Annotated in this window: 14 protein-coding genes; 8 read left to right on the top strand and 6 right to left on the bottom strand. The window is 42.3% G+C overall.

Annotated elements, in window-relative coordinates:
* The first annotated feature begins 102 nt into the window (after nt 1-102).
* From DW205_RS09245 to DW205_RS09225, 5 genes are all read left to right on the top strand, one after another.
* On the top strand, nt 103-744 hold the full coding sequence (locus DW205_RS09245) for a S24 family peptidase (protein WP_005862523.1): 642 nt from the start codon (nt 103-105) through the stop codon (nt 742-744).
* 78 nt (nt 745-822) lie between these two features.
* On the top strand, nt 823-1,347 hold the full coding sequence (locus DW205_RS09240) for a DUF4365 domain-containing protein (RefSeq protein WP_005862525.1): 525 nt from the start codon (nt 823-825) through the stop codon (nt 1,345-1,347).
* A complete protein-coding gene (locus DW205_RS09235; RefSeq protein ID WP_005862527.1) occupies nt 1,344-2,471 on the top strand; it encodes a hypothetical protein in 1,128 nt (375 codons plus the stop codon). Before DW205_RS09240 ends, DW205_RS09235 begins: the two co-directional genes overlap by 4 nt.
* 14 nt (nt 2,472-2,485) lie before the next feature.
* A complete protein-coding gene (locus DW205_RS09230) occupies nt 2,486-2,923 on the top strand; it encodes a DUF3761 domain-containing protein (protein ID WP_005862528.1) in 438 nt (145 codons plus the stop codon).
* A gap of 40 nt (nt 2,924-2,963) precedes the next feature.
* The gene (locus tag DW205_RS09225; RefSeq protein ID WP_005862530.1) at nt 2,964-3,161 is read left to right on the top strand and encodes a hypothetical protein; all 198 of its coding nucleotides are present in this window, start codon (nt 2,964-2,966) and stop codon (nt 3,159-3,161) included.
* 69 nt (nt 3,162-3,230) lie between these two features.
* On the opposite strand, the gene DW205_RS09220 is transcribed toward DW205_RS09225, so the two are convergent.
* Nucleotides 3,231-4,499 carry a site-specific integrase gene (locus tag DW205_RS09220; protein WP_005862533.1) on the bottom strand — a complete coding sequence of 423 codons (1,269 nt, stop codon included), beginning with the start codon at nt 4,497-4,499 and terminating at the stop codon, nt 3,231-3,233.
* A gap of 485 nt (nt 4,500-4,984) precedes the next feature.
* On the opposite strand from DW205_RS09220, the gene DW205_RS22115 reads away from it, so the two are divergent.
* The 3 genes from DW205_RS22115 (at nt 4,985) to DW205_RS09205 (ending at nt 9,655) form a co-directional block, all read left to right on the top strand.
* Nucleotides 4,985-5,122, top strand: a complete 138-nt coding sequence (locus tag DW205_RS22115) for a hypothetical protein (RefSeq protein WP_008772202.1) — start codon at nt 4,985-4,987, stop codon at nt 5,120-5,122.
* A 102-nt stretch (nt 5,123-5,224) separates the two neighbouring features.
* Entirely contained in the window at nt 5,225-8,461 is a 3,237-nt protein-coding gene (locus DW205_RS09210) for an FAD-dependent oxidoreductase (RefSeq protein ID WP_005862535.1), read from the top strand.
* 105 nt (nt 8,462-8,566) lie between these two features.
* Complete coding sequence (locus DW205_RS09205) at nt 8,567-9,655, top strand: phage integrase SAM-like domain-containing protein (RefSeq protein WP_005862537.1); 1,089 nt, start codon at nt 8,567-8,569, stop codon at nt 9,653-9,655.
* A 69-nt stretch (nt 9,656-9,724) separates the two neighbouring features.
* Here the strand turns inward: DW205_RS09205 and DW205_RS09200 are convergent, their stop codons facing one another.
* The 5 genes from DW205_RS09200 to DW205_RS09180 form a co-directional block, all read right to left on the bottom strand.
* Entirely contained in the window at nt 9,725-10,870 is a 1,146-nt protein-coding gene (locus tag DW205_RS09200) for a DUF4906 domain-containing protein (protein ID WP_227793823.1), read from the bottom strand.
* A gap of 73 nt (nt 10,871-10,943) precedes the next feature.
* A complete protein-coding gene (locus tag DW205_RS09195; RefSeq protein ID WP_005862541.1) occupies nt 10,944-11,960 on the bottom strand; it encodes a fimbrillin family protein in 1,017 nt (338 codons plus the stop codon).
* Nucleotides 11,961-11,977: 17 nt separating this feature from the next.
* A complete protein-coding gene (locus DW205_RS09190) occupies nt 11,978-12,931 on the bottom strand; it encodes a fimbrillin family protein (protein WP_005862543.1) in 954 nt (317 codons plus the stop codon).
* Nucleotides 12,932-12,961: 30 nt separating this feature from the next.
* Nucleotides 12,962-13,837, bottom strand: a complete 876-nt coding sequence (locus DW205_RS09185) for a hypothetical protein (protein ID WP_227793824.1) — start codon at nt 13,835-13,837, stop codon at nt 12,962-12,964.
* A gap of 30 nt (nt 13,838-13,867) precedes the next feature.
* Nucleotides 13,868-14,764 carry a fimbrillin family protein gene (locus DW205_RS09180; RefSeq protein ID WP_005862547.1) on the bottom strand — a complete coding sequence of 299 codons (897 nt, stop codon included), beginning with the start codon at nt 14,762-14,764 and terminating at the stop codon, nt 13,868-13,870.
* Between the last annotated feature and the right edge of the window lie 4 nt (nt 14,765-14,768).

The following is a 14,768-nucleotide window of genomic DNA, read 5'->3' as shown; positions in this document are numbered from 1 at the left end:
GCCTATATAGTCCCTTACGGGAACAGTTAAACAATTTAGTCGGTATCATCCGCAACTTGATACAGATGCAAATATACTGAATTATATCAGTAAAATAAAAAAATGACAACAAAAGAAAGATTCGTTGAATATTTAAAGTTTAAGGGCTTTGGTCAAACAGCCTTTGAAGAGTCAGCTGGTCTATCACGTGGAGCCATTGCTAAGAAAACTGGGTTCAACGCAGACTCCATAGAAAAAATAGCTATGGCCTGTCCTGATTTAAATATAAACTGGCTTGTAACAGGTTTAGGAGGAATGTTGAGTCATAGCAACAATGAGGAAGACGAACCTAAAATAAGCTACACAAAGGGAGTACCCTATTATAATGTGGATTTTATTGGAGGTTTTGATTTAGTTTTGAACGACCAGACTATAAATCCTGAATATCTAATAGACTTCAAGAAGTATAACGATGCTACTTGTTGGTGTAATGTAACCGGCCACTCAATGGAGCCAGAGATTAATCATGGTGATATGATAGCATTGAAAAAGATAGAAGACCGATCATTTCTTCCACTTGGAGAGGTATATGCTATCGTCACAACAAACGATATGCGTACTATTAAAAGATTAGGAGCTGGAAAAACAGATGACACTTACACTCTTGTTCCATCAAACAAGTCACCTGAATATTCTACACAACAACTTCCCGCAAGAATGATTAGAACAATATTCCAAGTACTAGGAGCCGTCAAAAGGTTTTAGCTATATTCTCTCTATCACAGGATTCTGTACAAACAAAAAAAGAAACACTATGTATTATTAACCTTATAATGTAAAATTATGCCAAACACACCACAGGAAAGCATGGAAGATGTAAGCATTGCTTACATGCAAGGATTATGTGCTTATAATGGCTATACTTTATCAATAGAAAGACGAGATAACGATGGTGTAGACATTACCATCAAATGCAAAGGGTATCCAAGTACAACGTCTGGATGCTTAAAGTATTCTCCAACTCTTGATATTCAGCTAAAATCCTCTTTCGCTAGATTCAAACAAAAAAGAAATGGAGATATTACTTTTATTTTAGAATCAAAGAATTATAATAATCTTGTAATCGGTGATAGGATGACTCCTATAATATTAGTAGTTTTGCATATGGATAGAGATCGAAAAAAATGGGTAAAACACTCAAGAGTTGCTCTTAAAATAACAAAATGTGCATATTGGGTGAATCTCAAAAACTGCCAGCCTACAAATAATGGCTCCAATATTACAATCGCTATACCAAAAGACAATATTTTATCTTGTGAGAATCTAAAAAAATTAATGATAAAAGTATCAAAGGAGGAAGAATTATGAAAGATTTGCATAAAGCAATAGACCTTATTTCTGCCGAAAGAATTCTTAAGGTTGTTTCCTTCTTGAAATGGGAGGAACTAAGTACTTTGATGAATGGTCGAGTTAGACAGTTCGTTTCTCCAGATGATGAATATACCGCATTGATTCCACTTTCAAATGAATTTTCTGATTATTATAAAGTAATTACAGACACATTACAATCTATAGCTTCATATGAAAACAGAAGCTTAGAATCATTGATAAACAGGATATTAAATCCTTCTTATGACATTCTAAAATGGCGCATAGCAGACAATTATACAAAAGAAGGTAAAATTCCTTTTTTTAAAATGACAGAAGCTATTGATAATATTAAAGATATATTAGCCATATCATGTCTCGACACCTTATCACCTTCTAAATTTCATGCAAAAGTTTATACTAATGATGTAAATGATAATATATCAAACTATTCATTTGGTCAAACAGAAATAGGTAGTTACATTCTTAATATTCTGTGTCCTTTAGGCAATTATCACTATGAGATTTTTGAACCTACTGAAGAAAATATTCCCTTAAACAGAAAAATTAATATAAAGCTGATTTCTTCTATATATAACATACAAGAAGACTTAAATGCAGACAATAAAAACAAGTTTGACGAAGAAGTTGATCAGGGAATATACAGTATCAATTTCTTAGATTCTTTGATGAGTATTTATGAAGATACTAAAGATACTGAAATGAATATTATAGTCGATTGGTGTAAAGATGTAAAATTTATTGATAATTTCTCATTAACAAAAGTAAAATTGGAACCAAAATACATAGAACAGGTATGTGATGTGGTAGAAAAATATCGACCAGCAAAACAAGAAAATACGCAAAAGATTTTTTATGGCAAAATTTCTAGCATCGGAAGTAACCCCAATGTTAATGAAAGAGAGCATGTTGAAGTTCAAGTTGCTGTTATTGGAGATGATAACAAAACAATGAACATAAAAGCGAAACTTAATTATCAACAATATTTTTCCATAGTAAATAGTGCTTTTGAAGAAGGATCAAATATAAGAATCACTGGCATATTCAGTTCTACAGGAAGAGCAAAAAAAATGGAGAATGCATCAATTGAAAAATTGGATTAATGAAATAAATATACATGAATAAACTCATAATTTTTCTAACTCAAATCATCTTGGCATTTACCTTAAATGCACAGGATATAACAAAATATACCACAACGAATCTAAATATGCGCTTTAGAGCTGATTCGTTGTCAAAGGTGCTAACAGTCATACCTAAAGGAACACCAATTACAATCGCTGAAGATTGCGATTGTAATTGGATACCCGTTGTATATAACGGTAAGATTGGATATGTTTCTACAAAATACTTATCCAAAGAAAAACCTTCTCTTAGTGCTCAAAGTGAAATAAAGTACTACACTAACTCAAAAGGAGAAAGAGTGCAATCACCTACTAAGTACAGTTCTGCTCCTGCTGGCGCAACAGCTTTATGCAGAGATGGGACATATAGCTTCAGTAGAAGTAGACGGGGAACATGTTCTCATCATGGAGGCGTTAAGAAATGGTTGTAGCAATTCAACGAATTAAAGAACAAGCTAAATATCTAAAATTATGATTGATTTTTTAACCATCGTGCTTCTTGTATTCGGAGTATTACAAATTGTCTTATTCTTCAAAATATGGGGGATGACAAATGATATTCGAGAGATGAGAAACAAATATCTCAAAGATGAAGATGAAAAAGTACTAGAAGAAGTAACTAACAACCCGTTGCCTAGAATCAGTAATGAGTCAAAAACGACAATGTGAAGCCGGACGATTACTCCCTGGCTAAATCACCAAATTCGCCCTAATTTGAAAATCAAATTAAGCCGGGCATCATTTCCCGGCTTTTTCTTTAAACACATGATCTACTACTTTATTAATAACATTATCCACCCTGCTAAAATCTAGCTTGACATAGGTATCCGTGATATCGTGCCCCGATTCATGGGTAAGGCAAAGCGCGATATCATCCATGCTAATATCGCATTCATTACGAGCGATCGTAGCGAATGAATGACGAGCCGCATAATAAGTCAGATTCGGCAAGGACAACTCTCTCCTTAACACGGAAATGCCTCTTCTCACGGCTTGATGGAATGCCGGCATATTCGAATACATCTTATAGAAGCAAAATCCCCTTATGCCATCCTTATCCCTATATTTCTCTATTATATCTGCGATTATCGGATGCATCATCAACGACAAAAACGGCTTGTCTTTTTTATGGGTACGTGTCTTTTTCCTCGTATACTCTACCCTGTCCCCAAACGGCCCACAATCATAGATATCCGCCAAGTTCATTCCCGCCAAGAAAAACGACATCAAAAAGAGATCCCTTGTCATTTCCGGAACTTCTTTGTCCGAATGATAGTCAAAGATTTTTCGGATAGTCTCTCTCTCAACCGCCCTCTTAGAAGTTGTTTCTATTCTGGGAGGGGAATACACCTTGAAAGGATCATTTTTTATAAGGATGTCTCCCACATTATAGTCGTTGTATTTTTTCTTTGCAGCGTTAAAGATAATAGAGAGAGCCCCCATGTAGGAATTGATACTATTTTCACTTAATCCGCATTTTTCTTTGTCGGCTTTCTTGCTCTTCCGATTAGTTGTCCGCAACCAATCCTCGTAATCCTTTAACAACTTATGGGTAAGCTTGCTTATAGGAAGAGACGGTTTCCCTGTTTTCTCTACCACATAATTCGTTAACGCATTTATTCTCGTGACATTATAAGCTTTCGTGGATTCATTCTTTATCTTATCCTTATACTCATTGGCGAACCGAAGAAAGTCAATCTCACTACCGGCATCCAATATCTTCAAGACATAATCCTTCACCTCCTTTGCCGTATCCATTTCAGAGATGATTTCTTCTTTCTCATTCAGGATAGCACGAATCTTCCTTACTTTATCATTTAGGCTGTCCTCGATAGAGCTATCCGTTACAGATCCAGAAGAGTGCCCTTTTCGGAAACGAACACATTCCGTATTAACCCCAGAAGGAATGTAAGCGGACAGGCTCTTATGTATTATCTGTATCTTGGGGTTGTATGTCCCATCGGATTTCTTATGATGCTTGAAGATTACCCATTGTACCGTAGCCATAATCGTGTAAAGTTTTTTGTAAAGTATTTGTAAAGTTGAATCCTTGTTTTGAGCAAACAAAGTTAGACAGAAACGATGTATAAAACAATACTAATACCCTTAAATACCTTTATCCATGCGGAAACAAATAAAAATCCGCATCCAGCTTCACAGCTACATGCGGACCAAACAAATAACAAACTCTACTTATATGAAAAAACAAATACTACTAACAAATTATTATACGATGACTACTATCAAGGTGACTTCTGAGTCATTTTATAGTATAACAGAAGATTGTTTGAAAAGGTTCACCAGTAATTTCTTTTAGGCTGAGAGTTTTTCTTTTTATCGACTGTTTGAATATAAAACATTTCAAGCTGCAAATTGTTTTACAAACAAAGATAAAAATGATGATTGATCGGTTTGAGGCATGATTAAGAAGTTACTTTCTATATTATTGTTTATGATAATGCTCTTTGCCTTCCGGATGAATGCGGAAGCGGATGAGGAACACTTTTCTAACGGTTCCTATCGTTAGCGCACTAGGATTAACATTAAATGAAAGCGCTTCCGACGCTATGGTTGGTGGAGCGGTTACCCAAAACGACAAATTTCAAGTAAAACACGGCGATTACTCCTAAATATTTAGGGATAATCGCTTTTTTATGAATAGATTTCAAGTAAAATTAGGACATTTATCCAATTATATCCGTAATTTTAGCCCAATTAAATCAATAGCAATTATGGAAAGAATCGTTAATCATCCTATTTTAACAATTCCACAAGAGGGAGAACACACTTTTTTATTCAATGGCAAACCCGTAACGGGAATGAAGGGTTTTACCATCGCCGCCGCCTTACATCAGGCCGGCTATCCAGTACACAGTCATAGCGTAAATGGCCGCAACCGTTCGTTGAATTGCGGTATCGGTAAATGTGGCGCCTGCGAAATGCTGGTAGACGGAGAAGTAAAGCGTATCTGTATTACGAAAGTAGACAATGTAAAGGAAGTATCGGAAATAACAGTACAGAATTATACGACAGATTCCCAAATAGAACCCAGAGAAGAACCGGTAGAGATCTATCGAACCGATGTGGCCATCATTGGTGCCGGCCCCGCTGGATTAGCTTGTAGGGAAACCTTAAAAGAGCTAGGCTTGAACAGCATCGTAATCGATAGCAATGATAAGATTGGCGGTCAATTCTTGATGCAAACCCATGCATTTTTCTTTTTCGAGAAAGAGCGGCGCTTTGGCGGTATGCGTGGTTTCGATATAGCGAAAACTTTAGCCGGAGACGACCACTCTGGTATTTTCTTACATTCTACGGTCTGGGATATCCTACAAAATAAGCGTATCGCCGTAAAAGACATGCTTAACCATAAAAATTTCTATGTAGAAGCTCAAGCCTTGATAGTCGCTACTGGTGCGGTTCCTTTTATGCCGACCTTCGAGAATGATGATGTGCCCGGAGTTTATACAGCGGCAGTCGTACAGAAAATGATGAACGCTGAATTCACGTTACTCGGCAAAAACATATTGACAGTAGGCGCCGGTAATATAGGTTACCTAACGTCTTACCAATTGATGCAAGCCGGAGCGAAAGTCAAGGCTATTTTAGAGGCGATGCCCCATGAAGGTGGATTTCCGGTACAAGCGAATCGAATTCGCCGCCTTGGCATACCTATTTATACCTCTCATATGCTTTTGAAAGCCATTCCAAACCAGGATCGGACAGGTATCACCGGCGCGGTTGTCTGCGAATGCGAGAACTTCAAGCCAATCCCGGGAACAGAGAAAGTGATTGATGGTATTGATGTTATTAATATATGTACAGGATTGATTCCCGACAACCAATTGCTAACCAAAGGCCAATATACATTTGGAAAACGTTGTGCCGGCGTAGGTGATGCCGTACGAATCGGAGAAGGTACTACCGCCGTACTAAGAGGAAAGCAAGCCGCTTATGAGATCGCCCAAGAGCTAGGCGTACGTTTCAACTACAACGATTACTTACAAATATCTAAGGAATACATCGACTCCCAGCAACATCCGATCCGCATCAAGGAAGAGTCCCCAAGGCCCACTCCCGAACGTCAAGCCCAACGCCCTTTCGTTCGTTTGGATTGCCTATACGGTTTCGCTTGTAACCCTTGCTCTTTCGCTTGTCCTCAAAAGGCGATCACCAAAAGCTCCACCAGCGTAACGCCCGAGATCGATTACGAAAAATGTACCGGCTGTATGCAATGCGTATCCCATTGTCCGGGGCTGGCTATTTTCGGCTACGATACCCGGAAGCAAAACTTATTCTTACCGGTAGAATACGAGGTAGAAGAAGGTGCCGAGGTGTGGCTCGTCGATGATAACGGGAAGAAACAAGGCGAAGGTATCATTGAGAAAGTATTAAAGAAGCCGACAAAAACAAACGTGGCCCGTGTGAAAGCGGCAGGAATGGAAAACGATGCCTTATTGAATATCACAGGATTCATCGTAAAAGAAAACTATCCGGAGGAAATCGACTTCAAGCAAGAGCCGGAGTGTGAGTCGGAGACCTATGTTTGCCATTGCGAGGACGTATCTTTGGACGAGCTACTTTCCGCCATTGGGGATCGTAAATATATCTCCGTCGACGAGGTAAAACATATCACCCGCCTAGGAATGGGGCCATGCCGGGGAAAACGCTGCATACCCCGCCTACGCATGAAACTAAGGGAAAAAGGTATCGAACTGGTAGGCGACGCTACCCCCCGTGCTCCCCTATCTACCCGCTTCGTCCTAGGGGAAATGTATCCGCAGCGTCAGATAGCGGATACCTATAAAGTAGATTCCGGAAAGCAGGTTCGTAAGACGGAAGTCTTAATCGCCGGCGGAGGTATAGGTGGTAGCGCATTATTCCGTTATTTTGCGGAAGCCGGTAAAAAGACCGCGCTTATTAATGCGGATCGAGGATCATCATGGCGTAATATCGGTGGTGGTCGTCCAGCGTTCTCGATCCCCGAATTAGCGGAGATCGCCCGTAATAACCAAACGATATTCGAGGAGACACAAAAAGAATACGATATCCATTACCGTGAGATACGCTATATCACGTTCGCCCACGACGAGGCTACCTACAATGATCTGGAACGTTCCTGCGGTTGGTCCAACGCTTATTTGATCGACAAGAAAGACTTCCAGAAAGAGGTGTCTCCCTACTTCAACACGAACCAAAACACCTATTTCGCCGCACAAATCTCCCAGCATTGTTGGCAAGCTACCCCGGGGCGTGTGATAGACTTTATACGAAACAAAGGCAAAGAGCGGCAAGGTGAGGTTTTGGAAGACACACACCTAGTGGAAGTACACAAAAACGGTGGAAAATATCACGTCTTATTATATACGCATGATAAGCGATACATCGAATACGAATGCGATCATTTCGTGAACGCCCTCGGTTATAGCGCCGAGCGTTTCGCCCGCATGCTAGGCCTTTACACCGGCCTCTATCCGGTCAAGCACCAAGCGTTGATTACCCATCGCCTACCGAATCTGGGTAAAGACGGGGATATCCTCGATATGTTGATAGACCGCCGGAAACGTAACGACTTCTCCGCTGTCTACGGTCAGCAATTCGCCGAGACCGGACAGATTATCGCTTGCGCCTCCCCCGCTGTCGACGCTAAAGCGGAGATCAGCAATTTTGATGAGTTGAAGTTTAATACCCGTCGTTTCATGGAGATCATCTCCGAGGTGTTCTGCGATTGGATTCCATCGTTAGCCACAGTACCCGTACAAGCCACATGGTCCGGTTATTATGTAGAGCCTCGCTACATTATCGATCCGGATAACGGACTATTCGTCGGTTTGCAAGGTCACGGCTTCATGCTCGCTCAATACTTGGCTAAACTATACGTAGATAAAGCGTTAGGCCGTACCGTTCCGGATTATATGGAGCGATTGAGGCTCGATGGAGACGGAATTAGTGAGAAAGCTTTCAAATAAACTATAAATAAAACAAAACCTCCTCTACCACAATTGGTAAGGGGAGGTTTTGATAAAACCAATCTTTTCTATTTTTGTTATTCTATATCCATAAATAGTAATCATATGAATATAGAAACAACAGACAACTCCCCTTTGCTACAGGAATGTATAGAAGAATTGATCAGTAGTAAAATCGATGAGGGGAAAGGAAGAACCGCTGGGAATTATCGAAGCGCATGGAATAAATTATCCACCTTTTTAGGTCCGAGAGTAACGGAGTTTACATTTGCCGACTTAACGACCGATTTTCTTCATCACTATCTTTTATGGTTGATGCAAGGGGAAGACGGGAAACAGGCTCCCTTGAAACCGGGTAGTTTGGACTTCTACATTCGTAATCTAAAGACAATGTACAACAAGATCGCTCAAGATAAACAAATGGATGTTCCGAGAGAAAGCCCGTTCTCCGGCCTGCAGATAAAGGTCCCACCCACCCGGAAAAGGGCTTTGCCAAGCCTCGACCTACAAAATCTGGCGACTCTTGAGCGGCCCAAGAACCCACACGCCTGTACGGCCCTTCACTTGGCTCTTTTCTTATTTTACGCTAGAGGTATGTGCTTCGTGGATGTCTTTAATTTGCGACACAGCAATATAAACGATGATTATATCCACTACGTACGTAGCAAGACTGGCGTAGCGATGCAAGTAAAGATCACCCCCGAGATGAAGAACATCATATTCTCTTATCGGCGTTTCAATAACCCGTGGATATTCCCTTTCTTACACGAGAAAATCAGCGGAGAGGGAGAAGTCACGGCCCAGTCCGCGCTTCGGAGAGTGAACCGCCACTTAAAGAAAATGGGAGAGCAATTACACTTCGAACAGCCATTCACTACCTATGTGATGCGGCATAGCTGGGCTTCCATGATGCTGGAGGCGAATTCGGAAATCGGCATTATCAGCCAATCCTTAGGACATATGTCCCTACGGACTACCGAGATCTATCTTGGCCGGATATCAGTATCTAAAATAGACAGGGCCTCCGATAATATGTTGAATAATTTGGTTCGCGGCTCTTCCTCCCGGCAAAGAAGTAAAAATAAGGTGATGGCTTTAAGAGACAATCCTCCTATACAAATAAAAGAGACAATCGGCAAGAAATGCAAGAAGCTCATTTCCTCGATTGCCTCTAAGTTATTCTCATTTATTTAAAATAGTTCATGCAGGAATGCCAAAGGGTAGATTCGTCAAGGCATTCCTGCACAGCCCTTAGAATGGATACTATTTCTCTTCACCAAAATTAACGGTATTCTCGACATTGTCCACATCATCAAAGACAGCCACGTTGCCGTTTGTGATCGTTACACGGAGGTCGGCACTATTAGGGCCGGCGATATTCACCGTCAGCTTATAATGATAATCCCGATAGATATTGTAATCGGTCACCAAGTCACCCCCAAGATAGAATTTATACTCTACATCGATCGGCGAAGAGTATGCTCCTCCACCCAAAGGATACTGATATTGCCCTCTTACCAATAGATAAGTGCATCCTTCCAAAGATCCGCCAGCCCCCGGTCCCATATCCTTCTTATTCTTCTCTTGCGCCGTGGTAGCTAAACCTGTACCCCGGATATTTTCCGCCATATAGAAAACTCCTTCTTTCTCGCCGAGTGTTATTCCTGATACAGGTATCTCCTCCGTATAGAAATTAGTAGATAAAGGACTTGAAATCGTTGGATATGTCGAGTCGTCATCATATAGCCGGGTTACTTTAGGTACATTTGACATAATAACTGGTTTCGTATCAATTAACTTAAAATTACCAGAGGCCACTGAAGAGTTCACGGTCACGGTCACTTTCGCGAACGCCCTGTACATACGGGATAATACGACCAACTTCATGTCAGCCTCTGAGCTAGAGGGATCCTTCGTATAGTCGGTCGGTCCCGAAGATAGTATATTAGTACCTGTTGGAGAGCCATCTGATGAATAAATAATACTTTTCGTTTTAGCCATCAATTCTGTTACAGAAAGGGACGTAGGGATACCACCTTCTTTTACAAATAACTTGGCGGTAACCTCCGTCGCATTCATATCCTCCGCATTTACGATGATATAAAACTCACTAGTCTCGTTCTTGAAACGCATATCATCCTTCATTAATTGAATCAATAACTGGTCATAGGTAGTGCTACTACTTCCCGGCACAGCCGTTATGCTATTCCTATCGGCAAAGACAGCTTTCAACAACTCGGTTCCATCCTTTTTAAACTGTAAAATCCATACGTTATATATATTAGTATCTCCCAATTTAAGAATTGTCGTTTCCGTTCCCGCTTTCGTCTCTACATCAATCGTACCCGGTACCCTTAACAGGAACTGGAAAGCACATTCCTCCCCTCCTTCGGATGTTGATGGTATCATTTCCTCATTACTACATGCCCCTAGCAGCAAGCATAGTATACAAAATAAACTTATTCTCATTTTCAGTTCCTCCTTATTCCCCTCCAACGGGATCCGTCACATTTTTTATTTCCGTGAATTCCAATATGCCCAATGTCAGTTCTGTTTCTTTAAAATCCCCAAAGAACTTCAAGGTAAATTCAAAGCTATAGGACATACCGGGCAAGAAAGTCTTACGAGCGGTAGCATTGAATACAAAATGACCGGGCACAGATCCACCATTTCCATTTTTATCATAATCTACCGTTAAATCAATTACAAACTGTAATTCCGACCCGCTTAAAGGCAATACGATTTTACGTGGATCTGAGGTATGAGGCAGGCCTACAGCTACGGAATTATTGAAAGAGCTAAAATCCACTCCGTTGTTTTCATTCGCAACTCCATCCGAATACCATGCATTATCCCCTAGCCGATAAGTTCTTGAATCAGATAAGTTTTTCATCGTTATAAAGTTTACACGCAAGCCTTTTACAGTAACAGGAGATACACTAGCCGCTTTTACCGACACCGCTACTTGCGAGCAAAGCCGCGTAAATGGATTCGTCAAGGTAACCGACATCGTGTTTTGTCCCGCTTTCTGGGGCTGGACAGTTATATTGTTCATGAACGTATACATAAAATCTTGTTCATTTTGCACGGTCACCAGATTTCCATCACCCAATTCCGGCGCATTCTCCTCATTGTAGGAAGTGAAATAAAGGTTATATACACCCCGATACAAAAATAGGGCCTTGCCCGATTGGGCGGTGACCTTGCCATCCGCACCCACCACATAAGTACCTTCCGCCGAAGGAGTACCGGTCTCACCAGTCTCAGTCTTAGCACCGATCTCACTCTCAGTCTTAGTCTCCACCTTGAAAGCATAAACTTTAATCAACGCTTTATCATTCAAGGCTGAAACGGCCGCAGCCTTGGTTACGTTCGCTTGATAAAGATCGAACTCCAAGGCAACCTTATCACCTTCCCCTTCTTCCCAAAAAGATTCCTTTTGGCAACCCACCAACGTGACCAAAAGCCATAGACTTACAAAACTTAATACATATCTCATATCTCCTCCCTTCTTATTTAAATACCCACACTCGTATTCTGATCCGTACTATTTTGCCAATCGTATACGGTTACGCCCTCGAATGTACCTTCCATCTTATCAATACGTATCTTATAGACATAATGATAACCCGCCAACCATTTCACCCCGCTTTCGGAAGAAATAGAGGCAGTCTCAAACTCACGTTCCACCCCGTCTACATCCACTGTCAAACGGAACGACAATACTTGCTCGGCAGCGTCCATCGGGGCTACGAGACAAGATATGTTCGGTTGCGTCAACGAGGTTTCCAATATTTTCGAACCGGTCAACTCTATCGAGGATGTCCCCGCTAGGCCATTCAGACGCCCTAGTTCCTCCCCTGTCCCGTTCAATCGCATGTCCGCCTTACCGATTTGCAGACGTCCGGTGTTACTACGTATATCTATTTTTTTCAGCGTTAAGATCTCATCGCTGGCATTCGCAGACTTATAGATATAGAAACTCACCTTTGTCAAAGCATGGAACAATTGAAGGCTGATTATCTTTGAGGTTTTGGAAGCCTGAACCGGCTTAGCATAAAGGTAATCGATCTGTTTACCATCGAATGTATCCGCATCCCGGACCGTGACCTCGACAGAGTACACGCCGGAGGAGGCTGTTACGTTAATGGCCTTACCTTCTTCTTCCGTAGGATAATAAGCATACACATCCGTAGCGGTACTACCCAGCAGTGGCGCGGATTCACATCCCCATGTTACTCCGGATTTGGAATACACCGGATTCACCCATGTATCACTGGAGTTCTTCAAATACAATTTCACGTTATCCACAGAGGTAGTCACTGCCTTCGTAACAGCGTCGTCAGCCAAAGAGACCGATCGCAGCTCAAGGGTGGAACCTGCCTCCACCTCCGGTATCCCGTCTGACTGGCAAGCTCCCAACAGGGAACAGAGGGCCAATCCCCAACCTAGATTATATAAATTTCTCATATTCTTCATTCTTTATAGATTTTAAATGGATCAAGTGGCGCTAACAGGATTGTCGGGAACCGTTGTCTCCTTAAACCCCATTACTTCCACGGAAGTCAATATCAATTCATCGGATGACGTGAAGTTATATACATAGTTCTTACTAGCCCCAAATGTGTATGCCGGCTGAGTAAATGTTTGTTGTGTAGCCTCTGGACTTGAAGCACCGTCAAGCGTACGGGAAACGCTTAGCTTGAAACTCATATTCGCTCCCGGTCTTAAGATACAGACGAAAGTATGCTTATCGCTAGCTACGGTATTATCCCCTGTATGCAACATCTCGATCGTTTCAGAAGAAGAGGCACCAGTCCGGATGCCATTGCCTGCCAAGGTAGCCGTCACATTCTTATATTTTGTAGTAGCACCCCCTGATGAGGCATAATTAATTGAGATCGTGATCTTCGCCGCTACCGGCATAAAGGTAAAGTTTACCTTGTTGCTACTCAAGGTAACGTTAGAGCCGCCTTTCGCTTCCAGTTTATTGCTTTGCCAGAAATTCTCATAGGATTTCTGGTCTTGCAGAATAAAGGTGAAAGCTGCCGGATATGAGGCCGAGAATGAAGAAGCCGTAGATGATCCGGAAACCGTCAACGAGCTTCCCGCCGTTTTCGGAATCCACCCGTTCGTGGCATCCTTTCGGTAAGTCACGGTCTGGCTCCCACCATTAATCTGTATCTCATCGTCCGTACTAAAGCTACTCTTATCATAGTTCGTAGCGTCGACGGCACGGGTAGACAGAGAAGAAACGATCTCCGCCGTCACCTCCAAGGGCTGTCCACCTTCCAGATCCACCTCTGAGGTACAGGCGGGGGCGAGCAATAGCAATAAGCCTCCGGACAGGTGGAGCATGGTTTGTCGTATATTCATAGTATAATGTATCATAATGCTATATAGTTGTTAAGTTAAATTTCCTCCAGCCATGATCTCATCCGTCCATTTGCCGATGGTACAACTTTCCGGGATCAGCATGTCGTTATGCAAGGTCAAATTATATGTATAGTGGTAACCGGTCCGCAAGGCACAACCCGTTAAGGTAGCCTTGTAGGTAACACCATCGCAAGTGAGAGAGACCGTTAGATCCGTAGCAGGGGTTCCCGCACTACCACCTACAGCCCTTAGGATACCACACCATTCATATTTCCGGGATGCATCGACCGGGTAAGGCCGATATAGCGTGATCGTCTGGTTCGTAGATACAGCCGTACGTATCCCCGCCGCCGCTACCAATACGGCATCATTGGCGATGGTAGTCTCACGGTTCACGGTAAACTTCAAGGTCAACTTCGAATTGACGTGCGTAAAGGGCTTGCCGCTCGACGTAAAGTCCAGCGTACCGTCGCTGGATGTGGCATCACCCGTTTTCAGCAGGTTACTGGCCAGATAAGCAGTGCTCGTGGTTTGAAACTGGTTGATGGCCGAGTAATCCGCCGGAAACTGCGCCGAATACGTAACGGCAGGCTCCAAGGTCACAGGCGAGGTTCCCACCACGGTCCATGCGGAAGTCCCGTCATACCGATAGCTGGCCGATTGGGGAGCCGCCGTCCCACTTGCCTTTTTTGTCCTTGTCACCTTTATCTGATCGCCGGAAAGGAAGGATGTCCTATCGAAACTATTATCCGAGCTAACCGCCTCGCCGCTTTTGGTAACAGGGCTGATCTCGGCAAGTACCGTCACCGGGATTCCCTCCGGAGCGGAAAGCCCCGTCTCTATCCCGTTCGTGCAACCGGAGAGAGCCAGCGCCATGTTTAAGGCTCCCATCCATGCTAAACTGAGGTTCATGTAATTCATAGTCATATTT

Origin of the sequence: Parabacteroides sp. AM17-47 (assembly GCF_003434625.1) — a bacterium.
GTDB classification, from domain to species: domain Bacteria; phylum Bacteroidota; class Bacteroidia; order Bacteroidales; family Tannerellaceae; genus Parabacteroides; species Parabacteroides distasonis.
The sequence above is the reverse complement of the archived record's forward strand: the minus strand, read 5'-3'. Positions and strand labels throughout refer to the sequence as shown.

Excerpts from the sequence above, each read along its gene's own strand:
- DW205_RS09245 (WP_005862523.1), top strand. The coding sequence starts at position 103 with ATGACAACAAAAGAAAGATTCGTTGAATATTTAAAGTTTAAGGGCTTT.
- DW205_RS09240 (WP_005862525.1), top strand. The coding sequence starts at position 823 with ATGCCAAACACACCACAGGAAAGCATGGAAGATGTAAGCATTGCTTAC.
- DW205_RS09235 (WP_005862527.1), top strand. The coding sequence starts at position 1,344 with ATGAAAGATTTGCATAAAGCAATAGACCTTATTTCTGCCGAAAGAATT.
- DW205_RS09230 (WP_005862528.1), top strand. The coding sequence starts at position 2,486 with ATGAATAAACTCATAATTTTTCTAACTCAAATCATCTTGGCATTTACC.
- DW205_RS09225 (WP_005862530.1), top strand. The coding sequence starts at position 2,964 with ATGATTGATTTTTTAACCATCGTGCTTCTTGTATTCGGAGTATTACAA.
- DW205_RS09220 (WP_005862533.1), bottom strand. The coding sequence starts at position 4,499 with ATGGCTACGGTACAATGGGTAATCTTCAAGCATCATAAGAAATCCGAT.
- DW205_RS22115 (WP_008772202.1), top strand. The coding sequence starts at position 4,985 with ATGAGGAACACTTTTCTAACGGTTCCTATCGTTAGCGCACTAGGATTA.
- DW205_RS09210 (WP_005862535.1), top strand. The coding sequence starts at position 5,225 with ATGGAAAGAATCGTTAATCATCCTATTTTAACAATTCCACAAGAGGGA.
- DW205_RS09205 (WP_005862537.1), top strand. The coding sequence starts at position 8,567 with ATGAATATAGAAACAACAGACAACTCCCCTTTGCTACAGGAATGTATA.
- DW205_RS09200 (WP_227793823.1), bottom strand. The coding sequence starts at position 10,870 with ATGATACCATCAACATCCGAAGGAGGGGAGGAATGTGCTTTCCAGTTC.
- DW205_RS09195 (WP_005862541.1), bottom strand. The coding sequence starts at position 11,960 with ATGAGATATGTATTAAGTTTTGTAAGTCTATGGCTTTTGGTCACGTTG.
- DW205_RS09190 (WP_005862543.1), bottom strand. The coding sequence starts at position 12,931 with ATGAGAAATTTATATAATCTAGGTTGGGGATTGGCCCTCTGTTCCCTG.
- DW205_RS09185 (WP_227793824.1), bottom strand. The coding sequence starts at position 13,837 with ATGAATATACGACAAACCATGCTCCACCTGTCCGGAGGCTTATTGCTA.
- DW205_RS09180 (WP_005862547.1), bottom strand. The coding sequence starts at position 14,764 with ATGACTATGAATTACATGAACCTCAGTTTAGCATGGATGGGAGCCTTA.